At 67.5% G+C, this 19,138-nt stretch carries 12 protein-coding genes; all 12 read left to right on the top strand.

The features are described 5' to 3' along the window. The first annotated feature begins 54 nt into the window (after positions 1-54). The 12 genes from ACIA8G_RS21260 to ACIA8G_RS21205 all read left to right on the top strand — a co-directional run bounded on the left by ACIA8G_RS21260 (position 55) and on the right by ACIA8G_RS21205 (position 19,085). Complete coding sequence (locus ACIA8G_RS21260; protein WP_396420333.1) at positions 55-6,327, top strand: PA14 domain-containing protein; 6,273 nt, start codon at positions 55-57, stop codon at positions 6,325-6,327. A 3-nt stretch (positions 6,328-6,330) separates the two neighbouring features. After that, positions 6,331-6,702 carry a hypothetical protein gene (locus ACIA8G_RS21255; RefSeq protein ID WP_396420331.1) on the top strand — a complete coding sequence of 124 codons (372 nt, stop codon included), beginning with the start codon at positions 6,331-6,333 and terminating at the stop codon, positions 6,700-6,702. A gap of 75 nt (positions 6,703-6,777) precedes the next feature. Further along, positions 6,778-7,683: a L,D-transpeptidase gene (locus tag ACIA8G_RS21250; RefSeq protein WP_396420330.1), complete on the top strand. Its 906-nt coding sequence runs from the start codon at positions 6,778-6,780 to the stop codon at positions 7,681-7,683. 92 nt (positions 7,684-7,775) lie between these two features. Next, complete coding sequence (locus tag ACIA8G_RS21245) at positions 7,776-8,867, top strand: SMP-30/gluconolactonase/LRE family protein (protein ID WP_396420328.1); 1,092 nt, start codon at positions 7,776-7,778, stop codon at positions 8,865-8,867. Between the two features lie 42 nt (positions 8,868-8,909). Continuing rightward, positions 8,910-9,566, top strand: a complete 657-nt coding sequence (locus ACIA8G_RS21240) for a YbhB/YbcL family Raf kinase inhibitor-like protein (RefSeq protein WP_396420326.1) — start codon at positions 8,910-8,912, stop codon at positions 9,564-9,566. 136 nt (positions 9,567-9,702) lie between these two features. Continuing rightward, the gene (locus tag ACIA8G_RS21235; RefSeq protein ID WP_396420325.1) at positions 9,703-10,479 is read left to right on the top strand and encodes a FadR/GntR family transcriptional regulator; all 777 of its coding nucleotides are present in this window, start codon (positions 9,703-9,705) and stop codon (positions 10,477-10,479) included. Between the two features lie 23 nt (positions 10,480-10,502). Next, a complete protein-coding gene (locus ACIA8G_RS21230) occupies positions 10,503-13,748 on the top strand; it encodes a discoidin domain-containing protein (RefSeq protein WP_396420324.1) in 3,246 nt (1,081 codons plus the stop codon). A 13-nt stretch (positions 13,749-13,761) separates the two neighbouring features. Further along, on the top strand, positions 13,762-14,859 hold the full coding sequence (locus ACIA8G_RS21225; protein WP_396420322.1) for an enolase C-terminal domain-like protein: 1,098 nt from the start codon (positions 13,762-13,764) through the stop codon (positions 14,857-14,859). Positions 14,860-14,924: 65 nt separating this feature from the next. Next, a complete protein-coding gene (locus ACIA8G_RS21220; protein ID WP_396420320.1) occupies positions 14,925-16,235 on the top strand; it encodes an ABC transporter substrate-binding protein in 1,311 nt (436 codons plus the stop codon). Next, positions 16,232-17,110 carry a carbohydrate ABC transporter permease gene (locus ACIA8G_RS21215; protein WP_396420319.1) on the top strand — a complete coding sequence of 293 codons (879 nt, stop codon included), beginning with the start codon at positions 16,232-16,234 and terminating at the stop codon, positions 17,108-17,110. The genes ACIA8G_RS21220 and ACIA8G_RS21215 overlap by 4 nt, the downstream gene beginning before the upstream one ends. Further along, positions 17,107-18,003: a carbohydrate ABC transporter permease gene (locus tag ACIA8G_RS21210; RefSeq protein ID WP_396420317.1), complete on the top strand. Its 897-nt coding sequence runs from the start codon at positions 17,107-17,109 to the stop codon at positions 18,001-18,003. The genes ACIA8G_RS21215 and ACIA8G_RS21210 overlap by 4 nt, the downstream gene beginning before the upstream one ends. A gap of 23 nt (positions 18,004-18,026) precedes the next feature. Continuing rightward, complete coding sequence (locus ACIA8G_RS21205) at positions 18,027-19,085, top strand: serine hydrolase domain-containing protein (RefSeq protein ID WP_396420315.1); 1,059 nt, start codon at positions 18,027-18,029, stop codon at positions 19,083-19,085. Positions 19,086-19,138: the final 53 nt, after the last annotated feature.

The following is a 19,138-nucleotide window of genomic DNA, read 5'->3' as shown; positions in this document are numbered from 1 at the left end:
AGACCGAAGAGATGGTCTGAGAGACCTGGTAGATCGCAGGTTGCCGCGGCGCTGGTGGCGGCGTTGGTCGCTTCGGTGGTGCAGGCGGTGCCTGCGGTCGCGGTGGCTGAGCCGGAGTACCACGATCCGCGTCAGCTGTCGTCGTGGGCGAACCCGCAGCAAGAGGGCCGCCAGCACGACTCGCCGAAGGCGGCGGGTGATTTCCGGCCGTTGATGGGTGCCGACGCCGGTAAGGCGGCGTCGAAGTTCGATGCGAAGTCGTCGAAGGAGGTCGGCCGGGCGGAGAAGTCGGTCGACTACGTCAACTCCGACGGCACGCGCACGACGGTGCTGTCGAAGGTGCCGGTCAGTGTGAAGGACGACAAGGGTGCCTGGAAGCCGGTGGACACCCGGCTGACTGAAGACCGTGGTTCCAAGCGTGCCAAGACCGGTCTGCACCAGTTGAAGCCGGAGTTCGCGGCCTCTGCGGAGGACCGCGGTCTGGTGACCATGGGGCCGATCAACCTGGGGGAGTCGGGCCAGCGGATCTCGGTCGCGCTCGAGGGCGCGAAGCGGGTCGGCAGGCAGACCAAGGACTCGAAGGCGTCCTATGTGGACGTGCTGCCGGACACCGACCTCGAGTACGAGGTCGAGCCGGGCAGCGTCAAGGAATCGATCGTCGTCAAGAAGCCGACGTCGACGAGCAGCTGGGTGTTCCGGATGGACACGGGGTCGCTGACCCCGTCGCTGCTGGACGACGGTGTGCTGATCAAGGACGCCAAGGGCAAGGTCGTGGCCTCGCTGCCGCCGATCGTGACCTGGGATTCCTCCGGTAGTGCGAAGGACAACAAGGCTCCCGCGCAGACCGGCGGTACCTACGCGCTCAAGCAGGACGGCAGCACGTGGCTGCTGACCGTGTCGGTCGACCCGAAGTGGCTCAACGACAAGGCCCGCGTCTACCCCGTCATCGTGGACCCGACCTACACGTACGGGTTCAACAACGATGACGAGTCGAGGGCCTACAAGTCCGACGGCTACAAGTGCACCAACTGTGGCATCGCGGTGGGCAACTCGAAGTCCGGCGCTGGTGGCGCGGACACGATTTGGCGTACCGCTTTCCGGCACGACTTCACGCCGTTGTTCGGCAAGAACGTTGTCGGTGCGCGGTATGACTTCTGGCGCAACGCGCAGACCGGCTCGATGTTGTCGTGGAACTCGAACCTGCACCACGCGACCTCCTTGGACATCAACGGCGTCGGCCAGTTCCTGGCAGGCGGGCCGATCGGTGACCGGGGCTCGATCCAGTCCAAGGCGCTGACCGACTTCATCGCGGGCAAGGTCAACGCGCGCGACAACAGCACCTGGTTCATGCTCACGGGTTCTGAGACCAGTGACTGGTCGTACAAGAACATGCAGGTCAACCTGATCGTCGACCACGGCACGGCGCCCCCGGCGGCGTCGCTGGTGAGCCCGGCGGACGGCGCGGTGATGACGGGTCTGACGCCGACGTTGTCGGTGAGCCCGGTGAGCAACCCGTCCGGCGACGGCACGCTGTACTGCTTCAAGGTCGCGACCGGTGCGGACGCCGAGTCCGGCATCGTCGTGGACTCCGGCTGCATCACGAACAACACGTGGACCGTGCCACCCGGTGTGCTCACCGACGGCACGAGCTACACGTGGACCGTGTTGACCGCGCTGACCGGTGGCGTGACCACGACCCGTCCGAACTGGACCGGTCACTTCAAGGTCGACCAGCGCATCGGTGACAGCGGTCCCGCGCCGAAGGACACCCTCGGTGCGGTCAAGGTGAACCTCGCCAACGGCAACGTGCACATCGAGGACGGTGGTCCGACGTTCAACACCGTCGGCGGCTCCTCCGGGCTGACGTTCAGCTACAACTCGCAGGCCAGCGCGCCGTACGGTCTTCGTGCGTCGTACTTCAACGACTCCACCCGTTCGGGGACGCCGGATGCGAATCCGGTGCTGGTGCGCAACGAGCCTCAGGTGAACTCTGACTGGGGTACCGAGTCGGTGTTCGCGCCGGCGTTGGCGCAGGACTGGTTCGTCGGTCGCTGGGAGGGTTTCTTCCAGGTTCCGGTGACCGGTACCTATCACTTCGGTGGTGTGCATGCGAACGGTGCGAAGGTCTGGGTCAACAACACGTTGGTCTACAACAACAAGAACGCCTCGGACGTCAACTTCGCGCTGACGAGCCAGAACGGCCCGGTCACCGAGATCGCACTGACCGCCGGACAGCGGGTGCCGATCAAGGCCGAGCTGTACCACTCCTCCGGTCCCGGCCGGATGAAGCTGTTCGTGCAGACCAACGAGGCCTCCAACAAGGCCGTGCCGCCGCAGATCATCCCGGCTTCGTGGCTGTACAGCCAGGACTTGCCCGCGTTGCCGACCGGTTGGCAGCTGGGTGCCAACCTGACCGGTGACGGCGCCAGCTACACCAAGGCACAGGTGCAGGACCAGACCGTCGTCTTCACCGACGGCTCTGGCACCAAGCACACCTGGACCAAGAACAGCAACGGCACCTACAAGCCGCCCGCGGGCGAGGACGGCTTCCTCGGCCTCGACACCGGCGGCAAGATCACGCTGCACGAGGGCGACGACGTCTACAGCTTCAACGCCGACGGCACGCTCGCCTCCGAGTCCTCGACGGCCGACAGCACCAAGCCCGCGGCCAGCACGATGACGTGGACCGGGGCACCGGCACGCCTGACGCAGATCACCGACCCGGTGTCGCAGCGGTCGCACAAGCTGTTCTACAACCGCTCCGGTGACGACTGCTACGCCGGCGCCACCCCGCCGCCGGGCTCCGACGCGCTGCCGCCGTCGCAGATGTTGTGCCGCATCCAGTACTGGGACGGCACGCAAACCCTGCTGTGGTACCGAAGCGGCGCGTTCTCGCGCATCGAGAACCCCGGCAACGACCTCACCGACTACGGGTTCAACGCCGACGGCACCCTCGCGTCGGTGCGTGACGGCAAGGTCGTGGACTGGGTCGCGCAGGATCCGGCGGCTCGCAACATCGCCGAGACCTACACCGCGATCAACTACGGGACGGTCGGCCCTCGCCGGGTCGCCACCAACATCCAGGCACCTGCCGCCAACGGACAGGCCGGCGGGCAACGTCCCACGCACACCTACCGCTACGACCCGGCCAACCGGCAGACCTTCACCGACGTCGCCGGGCTGACGCCTGCGATCGGTTTCTACAGCAAGGTCACCTACGACGACGCGGATCGCGTCATCACCTCGACCGACGCCGCCGGCCGGACCACGACGCAGGAGTGGAGCCCGAAGGACCTGCCACTGTCCACAACGGACCCGGCAGGCCGCAAGTCCACCACCGTCTACGACTACGCGGACCGTGCGATCGACTCGTACGGACCCGCGCCCGCATCGTGTTTCAACGGGCTGCTGCCCAACGGGACCTGCGCGATGTCGCACGGGCACAACGGTTACGACGAGGGCTTGCAAGGGTTGTCGGCGGCGATCTACGACAACGCGACGATGACGGGCTCGCCGAAGGTCCACCAGACCGGTTTGGGCACCGCCGACGGCACGGTGCGGTCGGACTGGACCGACACCACCTCGCCCGCGCCAGGCGTTCCCGCCGGTCGCTTCTCGATCCGGCTGACCGGTCAGATCACGTTCCCGAACGTGGGCAACTACAACCTCGAGACCCATGTCGACGACGGCGCCCGGTTGTGGATCGATGACGTCCTGGTCATCGACCACTGGTCCGACGGAGGCCCCAGGCCGGCCAAGGGCGACTACAACAACACCGTCGCCGGCTCCATCCACCGCATCCGCATCGACTACTACAACGGTCAGGGCCCCGGCCAGCTGCACCTGAACTGGCGCCGCGCCCCCGACGGCGTCTACGAACCCATCCCCGGCACCTACCTGCAGCCCCGCTACGGGTTGAAGACGTCGACCACCGCGAAAGAGTCGAGCGGTGTGTCCGACAAGGTCGGCGCGACCAAGTTCGGCGAGAACGGGCTGGACCCGGCCTACGGTCTCTCCACCTCGGGCCAGGCCGACCCCGCCGGGCTTCGTCTCACCGGCTCGGTCAGCTACGAGGCGCCAGGGTCGGGGTATCTGCGCAAGACCGCCAAGACCATGGCGAGCGGAGCGCAGTCGACGTACACCTACTACGGAAACACCGAAGCGCGCAGCAATCCGTGTGTCGAGGGAAGTCCTGCCGTCAACCAGGGCGGCATGATCAAGCTCAGCACGTCCGCGGCTCCCGCGTCCGGCCCGGCCCGGACCGAGGAGCAGGTGCACGACGCGTCGGGCCGCACGATCGCGGAACGCACGGGTGGCGCCTGGACGTGCACCACCTATGACGCACGTGACCGTCCGCTCGAGGAGAAGGTGCCTGCCAGCGCTGACGCGCCCGCGCGCACCGTGCGGAACGACTACGCGGTCGGCGGTGATCCGCTGACCTCCTCGGTCTCCGACGAGAAGGGCACGATCACCACCACGATCGACCTGCTCGGCCGCGTCGTCGCGTACACCGATGTCAACGGCATGCGCACGACCACGGCCTACGACCTGGTCGGCAGGGTGACCTCGTCCACGGTGACGCCGAGCGCCGCCGACAGTCCGCGCACGGTGTCGTTCACCTACGACGACGCCGGTCGCGTTCTGACTCAGAAGCTGGACGGCACCGCCCTGGCGTCGGTGACCTACAACAACGCCGGCGAGCTGGCGACGGTCGCCTACGGCAACGGCAGTTCGCTTGCCTCGATCGGCAGGGACAACGCCGCCAGGATGCTCTCGCTGGACTGGAAGACCAGTGACGGCAAGAGCATCGTCGCCGGTGTCGGCCGCACCGCGGCCGGCACGATCATCGACGAGTCGCTCGGGGGTGTGGACGCCCGTCCCAACGCGTCCAACTACCTCTACGACGGAGTCGGCAGGCTCACCGAGGCCTACGTCGCAGGGCACCACTACACCTACGACTACACCTCGCAGGCCTCCGCCTCGTGTCCCACCGGAACGCGGGCGAACGCCGGTCTCAACACCAACCGGATGCGCCTGCTCGACCAGACCGCGTCCGGCACGGCGGAGACCCGGTACTGCTACGACGCCGCCGACCGGCTGCTCGCGACCGAAGGTGCCACCGCGCTGTCGGGTGTCACCTACGACGAGAGCGGCAACACGACCGGCTGGACGTCGGCTGACGGCAGCACCACCAAGCTGCGCTGGGACGGTTCGGACCGCAGCATCGGGGCCCAGACCACCGGGCCCAACGCCGCGCTGAACGCGAACGTCAACTACACCCGCGATGCGACCAACCGCATCGTGCGCCGGGATCCGCTCAACTGCGACAACAACACCGTCACCCGCTACGGCTTCTCCGGTGACGGCGACACGCCCGACCTGACGCTCAACGCGGACGGCCGGCTCACGTCACTCACGTTGTCGTTGCCCGGTGGCGTGCTCTACACGACGAAGGTCGGCTCGGACGGTGCCTTCACGCCGTCGTTCGACCACCCGTCGGTGCGCGGTGACCTCGTCCTGACCACGGACGCGGCGGGCCGCCAGGCCGGCGACCTGCGCACGTTCGACCCGTACGGCCAGCCGCTGAAGTCGGACGGCACCGTCGACCCGCAGAACGTGCCGGACAACTCGCCCGGCTCGATGGACTACGGGTGGCTCGGCCAGCACCAGCGGGCCTACGAGCACACCGGTGGGTTGTCGCTGGTCCAGATGGGAGCACGGCCGTACAGCCCGCTGCTCGGCCGGTTCCTGTCGGTCGACCCGGTCGACGGCGGCAGCGCGAACGACTACGACTACGTGGTCGGCGACCCGATCAACGCGATGGACCTCGACGGCAACTCGTGGTTCAGCCGCATCGTGAAGGCCGTCACCAAGGTCGCCGAGGTCGTGTCGTGGGTGCCCGGTCCGATCGGCGCGATCGCCAGCGGTGTCGCCGCGGTGGGCAACGCCGTCCAGGGCAACTGGGGCAAGGCCGCCATGTACGCGGCGGGTGCGCTCACGATGGGCGCGGCGACCACCGTCTTCAACGCCACGAGAATCGTGGTGAAGGCGGGCAACGCCCTGCGAGCCGGTCAGATGGCCGGTGGCTCGATCAAGGCTTCACGCAACGCCTCGCGGATCGCGGGACGCATGTGGACCGGGTGGAGTCGCGCGACCAAGGGCACGGCGAAGAACGGCGCCCCCATGCGCGTCAACGGCACGCGGGCTTACCGTGCTCCGGTCAGGAAGGGCAAGTCATCGTCGTCCAACCTCACCAACAGCACCCAGGGACGGCATGATTACTTCAACTTCCACGTCGTGCACCGCAAGCGTTGGTTCAGGAGGTAAGGGATGGAGTTCTTCCGCCGGCGGAAGATCTTTGCCGATCCGATCCCGCTGCCGTCGGACCTGACCGGCTTCGCGGACAAGGTCGGGCGTCTCGAGCACGAGCACGAGACCGCCGGATACCTCTACCTGAAGCAGGACGTCCTGGCCGAGAAGCACAAAGGAGAGCCGTACGGAAAGCCGTACGAGGTGTTGGAGATCAACGCCGTCACGGTGGATCCGTCTGGTGAAGTGACCGAGTACGTCCAGGCCATCTACGACGAGGCCGAGGCCCAGCACCAACTGACGGCAGGTCTCTTCCGGTTGAGAGGTACCGACTACAACATCGTCTGGTTGGATGACGCGAAGGCTGCGGCGGTGCTCGCCGAGTTCTTCTGATCCGGGTACTTCTGAACCGGTCGGCCACGGGCGGCGCATGCCGCCCGTGGCCGATCTTTCTGTGGAGAGAGGGTTATGTTCCGGCGCCTGGCCAAGGTTCCTGTTCGCGTTCGAGTCCTGAGTCCCGTCATGGCGGCGGTCGCCGTTGCCGCGCTCGTCGTGGTGTCCGGCAACGGATCCACGCAGGCTGCTCCCGTCGCTGTTTCGGACACCCAGCGGTTAGCCACCGCTGAGCCGGCAACGGCCGGCTCGTCTGCCGGTCCGACCTCCAGCGCCGTCCCTTCGACTTCGGCCGGCCTGGCGACCAAGGTGTCCGAAACCACTTCCTCCACGCCGCGGCCCGCTGCCGTGGTCGCACCAGCAGCCGCACCTGCACCAGCAGCCGCGGCGCAGCCCGTTGAAGGACCGTGGTTCATGGGCCGAGTGGGCCGCACCAGCCGGGTGATCTCGGTCGCGGGCACGGGTGGATCCAATGCCACGTTGTCCGCCTGGGAGAGGTCGGAGACCGGGTGGACGCGGGCGATCGGCCCTGTCGCCGCCAAGGTCGGCCCGATCGGAATCTCCCGCACCTACGGGGAATCCTCGTCCGCCACCCCGGCTGGAGCCTTCGCGATCACGAGCGCGTTCGGCCGGCAGCCCGACCCCGGTTCCGGGTTGCCGTACCTGCAGGTCGACAACTCGGACTGGTGGGTCAGCGATGTCAACAGTCCCGACTACAACACCCACCAGCGGTGCGCTCGGGGAACGTGCCCGTTCAACGAGAGCAAGTCGGAGAACCTGTGGGACCAGGGCCCTGTCTACGACTACGCCCTGGTGATGGGTGTGAACTCCGAACGCGTTCCGGGTGGGGGCAGCGCGTTCTTCGTGCACGTCACGAACGGCGCCGCGACCGCCGGCTGTGTGGCGATCCCGGCGAGCACGCTCGTGTCGCTCATGCGCTGGGTTCGCCCCGGCACGGTGATCGCACTGTCGCCGAGCTGACCTGGTAGGCGCTTTCCTCCAGGTAACTAGCGCTCTTCAGGGGAACACCGTTCCCTTGCAAGTAACCAGTGCGTGCTGGATACGTTCGAGCCATGTCGAACACCACGCGCACATTCGGGGCATTGGCCGCCGTCGTGCTCGCTGCGGCCTCCGTCGCACCGGCCGCCGCCAGCGGCAGGCTCGAGCTGGTCGCGCAGAGCGACGGCATGGTGTGGAACGCCGTGGCCGTCGACCACGGCCGGGTCTTCGTGGGCGGCCAGCGCTGGTCGGGATCGACGGGACCCGCGCTGGGCCTCATCACCGCGGACGGCGGGGTCGCGCCCTACCCGGACGCCGCCTGGAACGCCTGGCGGCCGGGCGATGCGGCGGGCACCGCGTTCGTCAACGTCAACGCGATCAACCTGGACGGTCGCGGCGGCCTGTGGGCGGTGGACACCGGCGCGCCCACCTTCGGCGGCGACCCGTTGCCCGGCGGCGCCAAGCTGGTGCGCGTCGACGTGGCCGGCAACCGCGTCAGCAGGGTCTACCCCTTCAACAGCGAGGTGGCCCCGCCGGGCAGCTACGTCAACGACGTCCGGTTCAACGGCCACACCGCCTACCTCACCGATGCCGGGCGCCCCGGGCTGATCGTGCTGGATCTTCGCACCGGTGCCGCCCGGCGGGTACTCGACGGGCACCCGTCCACCGCGGCGCCCGCGGACCGGCCGGTCGTGGTCGACGGCACCGTGGTGCGCGGCGCCGACGGCAAGCCGCTGAAGGTCAACGCCGACCCTCTTGAACTGTCGCCCGACCGGCGGTGGCTCTACTACGGCCCGCTGTCAGGGCCTTGGTCACGCGTGCCCACCTGGGCGCTGGACGACCCCGGACTGAGTCCGGCGCGGTTGGCCGGGCAGGTGAGGCCGTGGGCGGATCTGCCGCCGACCGGTGGCACCGCCATGGACCGCAAGGGAAATCTCTACTTCTCCGACCTGGCCCGCAACTCGGTCGCGCGCAGGAGCCCGGGCGGCCGGATCACCGAGGTGGTCCAGGACCCGCGCCTGCACTGGACGGACGCGCCGTTCCTGGACGCCCGCAACAACTTGTGGCTGCCGGTACCTCAGCTGGACCGGGCGGCTCCCTTCAACGGCGGCACCTCCCGGATCCGCTTTCCCGTGCAGCTGTTCCGGTTGGCGCTGGACTGCTGACGTCAGATTCCTCAACAACTGTCACGAAAAGGAACAACTCACGTGCGGAAGATCAAGTATCAGAGGTGGGCCCTGACTGCGCTCAGCCTGGGGCTGACCGCAGCGGTCATCAGCGTTCCCGCGGCGACCGGCGCACCGGCATCCGCCGAGCACATCCGCGTCAGCCTGGGCGGGCACCAGAGCCCATACCGGTACCTGCCGAAGGTGCCCTCGTTCTCGTTGACCAGCACCACGTTCAAGAACGGCCGGGCGCTGCCTGCTGACCAGCGCTCCGGAATCTTCGGGGCACCGGGCGGAAAGGACATCTCCCCGGAGCTGTCCTGGCGCGGTTTCCCGGCCGGTACCAAGAGCTTCGTGGTCTCGATGTACGACCCCGAGGCTCCGACCGGTAGCGGCTTCTGGCACTGGGTGGTGGCCAACATCCCCGCCGGCGCCACGTCCCTGCCGCTCGACGCCGGCGCCCTCAACAGCGCCAAGTTGCCCGCCGGAGCCATCCAGCTGGGTGGTGACGCGGGAATGCCTCGCTACATCGGCGCGGCGCCTCCGGCAGGCGTCACCCACCACTACTACATCACCGTCACCGCGCTGGACGTGCCGAGTCTCGACGTCACGGCCGGCACCAGCGGCGCTCTGCTCGGGTTCCTCATCGGCAGCCACACGATCGGACGGGCGACGCTGCTCTCTCCCACCCGCGGCTGACCACCAAGGATCTGACTTATCTTCCCCGATTCGAGCCGAGGCGGAAGATAAGTCAGATCCATCTTCCGCACGACCGTCCTGTGCTCTACGCTCCTCGCCAATAGGTCGGATCTATCCGGCAGAGGAGCGATGAACGATGTCAGCCGATGACCGCTACCGCCCTGGCTACGAGGTGGTCGCCGAACAGTTGCTCGCGTACATCGCTGAGCACGACCTGCGGCCCGGCGACCGGCTGCCGACCGAGAAGGGCCTGGCCGAGGAGCTCGGCACGACGCGGAACGTCACCAGGGAAGCGGTGAAGGTTCTCGCCGCGATCGGCAGGCTGACCGTCCGCAAGGGAGCGGGCATCTTCGTCGCGTCCGTGGCGAATCCGGCCGACGAACAGCTCGTGCACTACCAGCCGACCGACATGGAGCACGTCCTGATGCTCCTCGACTACCGGCGGCTCATCGAGGGCGAGACCGCCCGTCGCGCTTCCGAACTCGCCACACCCGTTCAGGTGCGCGCGATCCGCGGCCATGCCGACCAGTCGGGAGTTGCCGCGCGGGCGGGAGACGCGTCGGGCTTCGCCGCGGCGGACGCCGCGTTTCACGATGCGGTCAGCGAGGCCGCGCGCAACGTCTTCCTGCAGTCGGGAGTCACGAACGCCCGGCGGTTCGCCGGGCAGTCGGACGTCCTGCTGTTCCACGGGGATGTTCCCGGATCGCTCGAAGCGGCCGCCGCGCAGCACATCGCCATCGCCGAAGCGATCGCGGGTGGCGACCCGGACCGTGCCGCCGTGCTGATGACCGAACACGTCGACACCACTCGCCACCAGTTCGAACGCCGGATCCGCGATCGGGTGTTCAACCTCCCCGGCCGCTCGCACCCGCCCGAGCCGCCGTCCCAGCCCGCCAAGGAAGCCCGCGCTTAGCACCTCCACGATTGGGAATTTCAATGTCGAAACTTCCAGGCTTAGTTCGTGCTGCCCTGAAAACGACGCTCGCCGCGGTTCTCGCCACGGCCGCGGTTCCCGTCGCCGCGTCCGCCGGTCCCGCTGTGACCAGCTTTTACGTCGCTCCGAACGGGCGGGACTCCAACCCCGGCACGAGATCCGCGCCGTTCCAGACGCTGGAGCGCGCCCGTGATCACGTGCGAGCTGTCAAAGGTCGTGGTGACATCGATGTCGTCCTCGCCGGCGGCACCTACCAGCTCACCAGGACGTTCGAGCTGACGAGCGCGGACTCCGCCGCGGCCGGCCGGCGGATCACCTACCGCGCGGCGCCGGGAGCCCGTCCCACGATCAGCGGTGGCAAACAGGTGACCGGGTGGTCCCTGGCTGACCCGGCGCGCAACATCTACAAGGCACACATCGGATCTGTCGACACGCGCCAGTTCTACGTCAACGGCGAACTCCAGCAGCGGGCCCGCGACCGCGACAACCCGCCGGGCTTCGCGAAGACCGCTACGGGCTACTCGATCACCGACACCAGCCTGCAGAACCTGCGCAACCAGTCGGCGGTCGAGGTGAACAGCCTGTGGGGCTGGATGCACTACCGCTGCCCGGTCCAGTCCATCTCGGCGACCGCGATGACCATGCAGCAACAGTGCTGGCACAACGCGAACCTGCACACCGGAGTCGAGATCCAGACGCCGAACTGGCTGGAGAACGCCTACGAGTTCCTGGACACGCCAGGCGAGTGGTACCTCGACAAGACCACGGGCGACCTCTACTACCTGCCCAAAGCCGGGCAGGACCTCAGCACGGCGGTCGTTCCCGTCGTGCAGGACCTGGTGAACTTCAACGGTGATGTCAACAACCCGGTGCGCGGCATCGGTTTCGACGGCATCACCTTCTCCTACTCGACCTGGCTCGCGCCGAGTTCGGCCGACGGCATGGTCGAGGGGCAGGCCGCCTTCCGGATCGTCGGGGCGAACAACCCCAACTTCGACTCCACGCGGTTCAAGTGGGTCAAGACGCCGGGTGCCGTGAACACGAACTACGGCCACGACCTGTCCTTCACCGGCAACACCTTCACGCACCTCGGTGCGGTGGGCCTGAACCTGAACCTGGGTACCCAGCGCACCAGGATCACCGGCAACGTGTTCAGGCAGATCGCCGGGACCGGCATCCAGGTCGGTGGCGCCGACGTGGTCGACGCACATCCCGCGGACCTGCGATCGACCACAAAGGACAACACGGTCAGCAACAACGTCGTGACCGGCGTGGCCGACCAGTACTGGGGTTCGCTCGGCATCTTCGTCGGCTACACCGACCACACCGTGGTGACGCACAACAAGGTCTACAACCTGCCGTACAGCGGCATTTCGGTCGGCTGGGGCTGGGGCATGCTGGACAAGGGCGGTGACACGAACTCACCCGGCAACAACGGCGTACCGGTCTGGGACGTCCCGACCATCGCGCGCAACAACGTGGTCAGCGACAACCGGATCTTCGGCTTCATGAAGCGGCTGTCCGACGGTGGCGCGGTCTACACGCTGAGCTCCAACCCCGGCAGCACCGTCTCCGGCAACTTCATCTCCGGTGTCCCGGCACCGGCCTACGGCGCGATCTACCACGACGAGGCCAGCCAGTACTTCCACACCACCCAGAACGCCTTCTGCGACGTGGCGTTCCAGTGGATGCTGCTCAACCACGGCCTGGACATCACCGCCGACCGCAACTTCACCACCCAGCCGAAGTACTCCGCGCAGGCCAACACGTTGCGCACCACGATTGCCAACAACCCCACCGTGGACGGTTGTCAGCAGCTCCCGGCGGGCATCGTGAACCACGCGGGTCTCGAACCGCAGTACCGGCATCTCGACCCGGACCCGGTGAGCAGCGACCGCTCGGCACCGTCCGTGCCGGGCGCTCCGACCGCGGTCACCGCGTTCCCCACCGTTGCAGACCTCAGCTGGCCTGCGGCCACGGACAACGTCGGCGTCACCGGGTACTCGGTGTTCCAGGACGGCGAACTGGTTGGTGCGTCGAAGAACCCGCAGGCGCGGATCGCCGGTCTGGTGCCGGGCAGGAAGTACGACTTCACCGTGACGGCACGGGACGCGGCCGCCAACGAGTCGCGGGCGAGCCGCCGGGTGAGCGTCACCATGCCGTCCGGTCCGAACCTGGCGCTGCGCAAGCCTGTCACGGTGTCGTCGTTCTCCGGATCGAACACACCTGAACTGGCTGTCGACGGAAACCTCAGCTCGCGGTGGGCGCAGGGGCTCGGCCTGCCCGACCCGTCGTGGATCCAGGTCGATCTCGGTGCCCAGCACAACATCAGCGGGATCATCACCACGTTCGAGCTGACCAGGTACCGGTACCGGCTGGAGGTCTCGACCGACCAGAACAACTGGGTGACGTTCGAGGACCACACCGCCGCGGACACCACGGTGTCGGCCAACTACTCAGCCGTCCCGAATCCGGTCGCCGCACGGTACGTGCGCCTCACCGTGACCGGATCCAACTGGAACGGCGGCAGCATCTACGAACTCGAGGTCTACGGAACACCGCTACCCGGTGGAACGGACACCCAGGCACCGACCCTGTCCGGCAAGCCTGCAGCCAACGTCCTGCTGCCCAGCACGCTCGACCTGAGCTGGCCCGCGGCAACGGACAACGCCGGGATCGCGGGCTACACCGTGACCCAGGACGGCCGGCAGATCGCGACGACCGCACAGCCGAGCCTGAGGGTGTCCGGGCTGAAGCCGGCCTCCGCGTACACCTTCGCGGTGACCGCTCGTGACGCCGCGGGCAACGTGTCGTCCCCGATCCAGCTGACGCTGACCACGCCGGCCGACGTCAGCCTCGCACTCCGCAAACCTGTGACCGTGTCGTCGTTCTCGGCGCCGAACACGCCTGAGTTGGCAGTGGACGGTGATCTGGGCACGCGGTGGGCGCAGGGTCTCGGCCTGCCGGATCCGTCGTGGATCCAGGTCGACCTCGGCAGCGTCACGGCGCTGAAGAGCACGGTGATCAACTTCGAGCTGACCAACGGCTATCGGTACCGGCTCGAAACCTCCACCGACGGCACGTCGTGGTCGATGTTCGACGACCACACGGCCGTGCCGACCACCGAACGCACGAACCACGCGTTCGCGGCGGCGCCCGTCCAGGCCCGATACCTCCGCCTGACCGTCACCGGGTCGAACTGGAACGGCGGCAGCGTCTACGAAATCCAGGCCTACGGCGGCTTCTGACCGGGAAGAGACGATGAAGATCACGCATGTCGAGGTGCACCGGTTCGGCCTCCCGGCCGCTGATCCGCCGTACAACTGGCGGCGCGGTCTCGGCGGGAGCGCACCGGCGGGCGAAGGTGCGGTGCTGCGCATCGGGACCGACGAAGGCGCCGAGGGCGTCGCACTGTTCGCCCGTCCCGGCGCCGCGCCGGTCCTCGAGGATCTCGTCGACCGGGTGTTCCGCGAGGAACTCCTCGGTCAGGACCCGTTCCGGCGGGAGTGGTTGTGGCACCGGGTGTGGGAGCTCGACCGCATCGAGGAACTGCCGTTGCCGACTCTCGGCCTGATCGACGTCGCGCTGTGGGATCTCGCCGGGCGGGTGTGCGACCAGCCGGTCTGGCAGCTGCTCGGCGGGTACCGCACCGAGATTCCCGCTTACGCCTCGACGACCACCTTCGACACGGTCGCCGAGTTCCTGGAGGTGGCCGACCAGTGCCTGGAACTGGGCTATCGCGGCATCAAGCTGCACGCGTGGGGCGATGCCCGGCGGGATGCGGAACTGTGCCAGGCCCTGCGTGATCACGTCGGCGCGGCCGTTCCCCTGATGTACGACGGCTCGGCTGGTTTCGACCTGCCGGACGCCATCTACCTGGGACGAGCGCTCAGTGAGGCGGGTTATCTCTGGTACGAGGAGCCGATCCGCGAGTTCAGCATCAGCGCCTACGGAACTCTCGCGTCCAAAGTGGAGATTCCGTTGCTCGTCGCGGAAACGTCCGACGGTGCGCACATGAACTCCGCGGACTTCATCAAGGCCGGCGCCGCCACGTTCGGTGTGCGCGCCAGCACGACCTTGCGTGGTGGCGTCACCGGAGCCATCCGCACCGCTCATCTGGCGGACGCCTACCGGCTCCGCGCGGAGATGCACGGCTCGGACATCCCGAACCAGCACCTCTGCATGGCCATCCCGAACACCACCTACTACGAGTCGCTCGTGACGTCCCGGACCGTCGTCCGGGAACGTCACGTCGACTCCGCGGGGCTCGTCCACGCCCCGCTGGGACCGGGAATCTCACTGCCCGCCCGTTTCGACTACGGCCCCGCGCTCGAGAAGTTCGTCGAGCAGGGCGGGTGACGCGACAGACCAGAAAGGCCAAGCCCATGTCAACGCCGCCAAGGGTCAGACTCGCCATCGCGACCGTGGCTGTCGCCGCCGTGACACTTTCCTCGTGTGCCAGCGCGGAGCAGTCCAAGAACACCGGTTCGGCCGTGTTCGAGCCGGTCGCCCAGACCGAGGGAACTCAGATCACCGTCTGGGCCGACTCGACCCGGCTGCCCGCCGTCGAGCAGTACCAGAAGTCCCATCCGGACGCGAAGCTGAACATCGTCACCTACGACGGCAGCGCGGACGGCTCGACGTACCTGCAGACCAAGGTGCAGCTGTTCGACCGGACCGGCAACGGCTGGCCGGACGTCGTGTTCGCCAGCCCGACGGACGTCACGTGGGCGTCCCAGCCGACGAATCCGCAAGCGAAAGCGTTTGCGGCACCGCTGGACGCGGACCTCGTTCCGCAGCAGACCCTCGACGGGTTCGCCAAGGGATCGCTGGAACCGTGCCGGTTCAACGGTCACACGTACTGCATGCGCAACGACATCGCGCAGGTCGTGCTTTGGTACAACAAGAAGCTCATGGACGAGTTCGGGTACGAGGTGCCCAAGACCTGGCAGCAGTACGAGGCGCTGGGGGAGCGGGTGGCCAGGGAACACCCCGGGTACCTCATCGGCTCGATCGGCGACACCAACTCGCAGGAGTCCTACTTCTGGTCGAGCCAGTGCCCGGCGTTCCAGCTCGTGCAGCCGGCCACGCTGAAGGTCGACCTGGCCGACAAGAACTGCACGCGGATGGCCACTCTGCTCGACAAGCTGGTAGCCAACAAGACCGTGGCCACGCAAGGGTTCTTCAGCCAGAGCTTCGCCAAGGACAACGGCGGCAAGATCCTGATGGCCAACGGCCCGTCCTGGTACGGCAAGTACCTGTTCGACTCGGCGTTCAAGGTTCCCGCCGGGCAGATCGCTGCGGCCGGTCCGCTGACCTGGGAGGGTGAGTCCACTGTGGCCACCGGGAACGTGGGCGGAGGTGTCTGGATGGTGTCGTCGCACTCGGCCAACCTCAAGGCATCCGTCGACCTGGTCACGTGGCTGACGACGTCGGACGAGAACCAGGCGAAGGCTCCGACCTACCCGGCGTACGCCCCGGCCGCGAAGGCCTGGCTGGCGAACCCGGAGAACAAGCAGTACTTCGCCACGGACATCAGCGAGGTGCTGACGAAGGCGGCCGACGTCGTCTGGACCGGGTGGTCGAACACGAAGTTCAGCGACGCCACCGCGTGGTCGAACGTCGTCCTGCCGGGGCTGACCGCGGGCAAGACGCTCACCGAACTGCTGCCGCAGTGGCAGACGGCGATCATCGACGAGGCGAAGACCGTCGGCTACCAGATCGAAGGCCGATGACCTACCGCACCAGATCTGGCCTGGCCGGCTATCTGTTCGTGTCGGGGTACACGGTGCTTCTGCTCGCGTTCGGCGTGTTCCCCACGGTCTACGCGTTCTACCTGGCCCTGACCAACGACCGGGGCCAGTTCACCGGCCTCAACCAGTTCGTGAAGGTCGCCCAGGACTACCGGTTCGTCCCCGCGTTCCTCAACATCGCGCTGTATCTGGTGTTGTGGCTGGTGTCCCTGGTCGTGCTGACCGTCGTCGTGGCCATCGTTCTGCGAGGACGGATGCGGCCGGGCCTGTCGGCGATTTTCCGGTTCCTCTACTACGTTCCCGGGGCGTTGGCCGGCGTCGCCAGCGTGCTCGTGTGGTTGTTCATGCTCGATCCGGGTGTCAGTCCTGCTTCGTGGTTGCTCGACGCCATGGGGTTCGACAGCTTCGCCGCTGTGCTGGCTCCCGGACACCTGCCGGTGATCTTCGTGCTGATCGCGTTCTGGACGGGCGCGGGCGGCTGGATGGTCGTGATGCACGGGGCGCTGAACAACATCCCGGACGAGGTGCTCGAAGCGGCCAGAATGGACGGTGCCGGGCAGTGGCGGACGGCGTGGCACATCCAGATCCCGATGATCCGCAAGTGGATCGCGTACATGACGATTCTCGCGTTCGCCGCGGGAACCCAGCTGTTCGTCGAGCCGCAACTGCTGCAGACAGCGTCGCTGGGCCGCGTCAGCCCGACATGGTCGCCCAACCAGCTGGCGTACGTCTACGCCTTCCAGCACGGTGACTTCAACGGTGCCGCGGCGATCTCGGTCTTCCTGCTGGCGCTCGGCCTGATCTGCGCCGGTCTGCTGGTCTCGCGATCCGATCTGTTCAAAGTGGACGAAGCATGATGCTGACCAGACTGAAACGACCGCACGAGTCCAGCCTCGCCGCCACGATCGTGATCGTGGTGCTGCTGCTGGCGTTGCTGGTGTTCTTCGTCCTGCCGGTGATCTGGCTCGTGCTCGCGCCGACCAAGACGGCCGGCGAACTGGTGCAGGACGGCCCGTTGTCGTTCGGTTCGCTGGGCAACGTCGGCACGGCGTGGCAGCACCTGATCGCGTTCCAGGACGGCGCGTTGCTGCTCTGGCTGCGCAACTCGGCGGTGTACTCGGTGCTGACGCTGGTGATCACGCTGGTGACGAGCATTCCGGCCGGGTACGCGCTGGCCCTGATGAACTTCCGGGGCCGCCGGGCGCTGCTGGCGGTGACGCTGGTCGTGATGATCATGCCGTCGGCGACCCTCGTGCTGCCGGTGTTCCTGGAGCTCAACGAGTTCGGGCTGATCGGCACGATCTGGTCGGTCGTGCTGCCGATGGCGTTCTTCCCGTTCGGCGTGTACCTGGTCTACATCTACTTCGCGACCAGCCTGCCCAAGGAGATCGTCGAGGCGGCCCGGATCGACGGCTGTTCGCAGCGGCAGGTGTTCACCAAGATCGCCTTGCCGCTGGCGCGGCCTGTCGCCGGCCTGGTCGGGTTCTTCAGTTTCGTGAGCAACTGGAACAACTTCTTCCTGCCGTACCTCGTGCTGCCCAACAGCGACCAGTTCCCGTTGCAGGTAGGCCTGAACCAACTGCTGTCCTCGACGCCCGCGTTCAACCCGGTCGCGGGAGGCGGCCTGAACATCACCAGCGCCGAGCTCGCCCTGGCGGTCATCATCTCGATCCTCCCGGTGCTCGTGCTGTTCCTGTTCTCCCAGCGAACCCTTGTCTCCGGGATGCTGGCGGGCTCGACCAAGGGCTGATCGTCGTGGTTAGCATGTGCCGGGTGGACGCCGAGGTGGTTCGGGAGTGGTTCGATCGACGGGCGGCGGAGTCCCTGTTCAGCGGTGCCGTGCTCGTCTGGCGCGAGGGCAGGCCGGTGTTCGAGCACGCCGCGGGCCTGGCGCATCGTGGATTTCGAGTGCCGGCGACCACGCGGACGCGGTTCGGCGTCGCCTCGGTGACAAAGCTGGTGACCGCGCTGACCGCGCTGCGCCTGGTCGACCGGGGAGTGCTCAGGCTCGATCAGCCGCTGACCGAGGTGCTCGCGCCCGAGCATCAGCCGCGTGCGCTCACCGCGGAGCACACGCTGCACCACCTGCTCTCCCACACCTCGGGCCTGTCGAACTACCACGATGACGACGACACCACCTGGGCGTCCTACACGTCGTGCTGGGATCGCATCCCGGCCTATCACGTGCGCGGCCCCGCCGACCTGCTTCCCCTGTTCGCCGACCTGCCCGCGGTATCGCCACCGGGCGCGGTCTACCAGTACAGCGACGCCAACTTCATCCTCGTGGGACTGGCCGTCGAAGCCGCGACCGGCCGTTCGTTCGCCGACGTGGCGACCGCGGAGGTGCTGGTCACGGCCGGCATGACCGACTCAGCCTTCGACGAGCGCGACCTCGAGCCCGAACGGCTGGCCACCGGCTACCTCGTCACCGACGAACCCGCGGAGAAGTGGCGGAGCAACCTCTACAGCGTCCCGGGAGGCCGAATGCCCGATGGCGGGCTGATCACCACGCCACCCGATCTCGCGCGGCTCCTCGACGCGCTGGCCGGCGGTCACCTGCTCTCGTCGCGGCTCACCACGGCGATGACGACGCCCCAAGGGCCGCCGTCGGACCGGCTCGAGCAGTACGGGTACGGCTGCCAGCTCGTGGTCGAGGACGGCGAGGTGACGATCATCGGCCACAGCGGGGCGGATCCCGGTGTGGCGGCCCTCGTGTCCCGGTACCAGGCGGCTTCGACCACGGTCGTGGTGCTCTGCAACCAGGACCGCGGTGCGTTTCCCGCCACCCAGTACCTCGCCCGCGAGTTCGGGTTGCGTGACCCTCGGGCCTGAGCTGGAACCGAGTAGCCGATCGATGCCGGGCGAGTAGTGGCAGGCGGCAACCT

Source organism: Lentzea sp. NPDC051213 (assembly GCF_044455585.1).
In the GTDB taxonomy this organism is placed as follows: domain Bacteria; phylum Actinomycetota; class Actinomycetes; order Mycobacteriales; family Pseudonocardiaceae; genus Lentzea.
The sequence above is the reverse complement of the archived record's forward strand: the minus strand, read 5'-3'. Positions and strand labels throughout refer to the sequence as shown.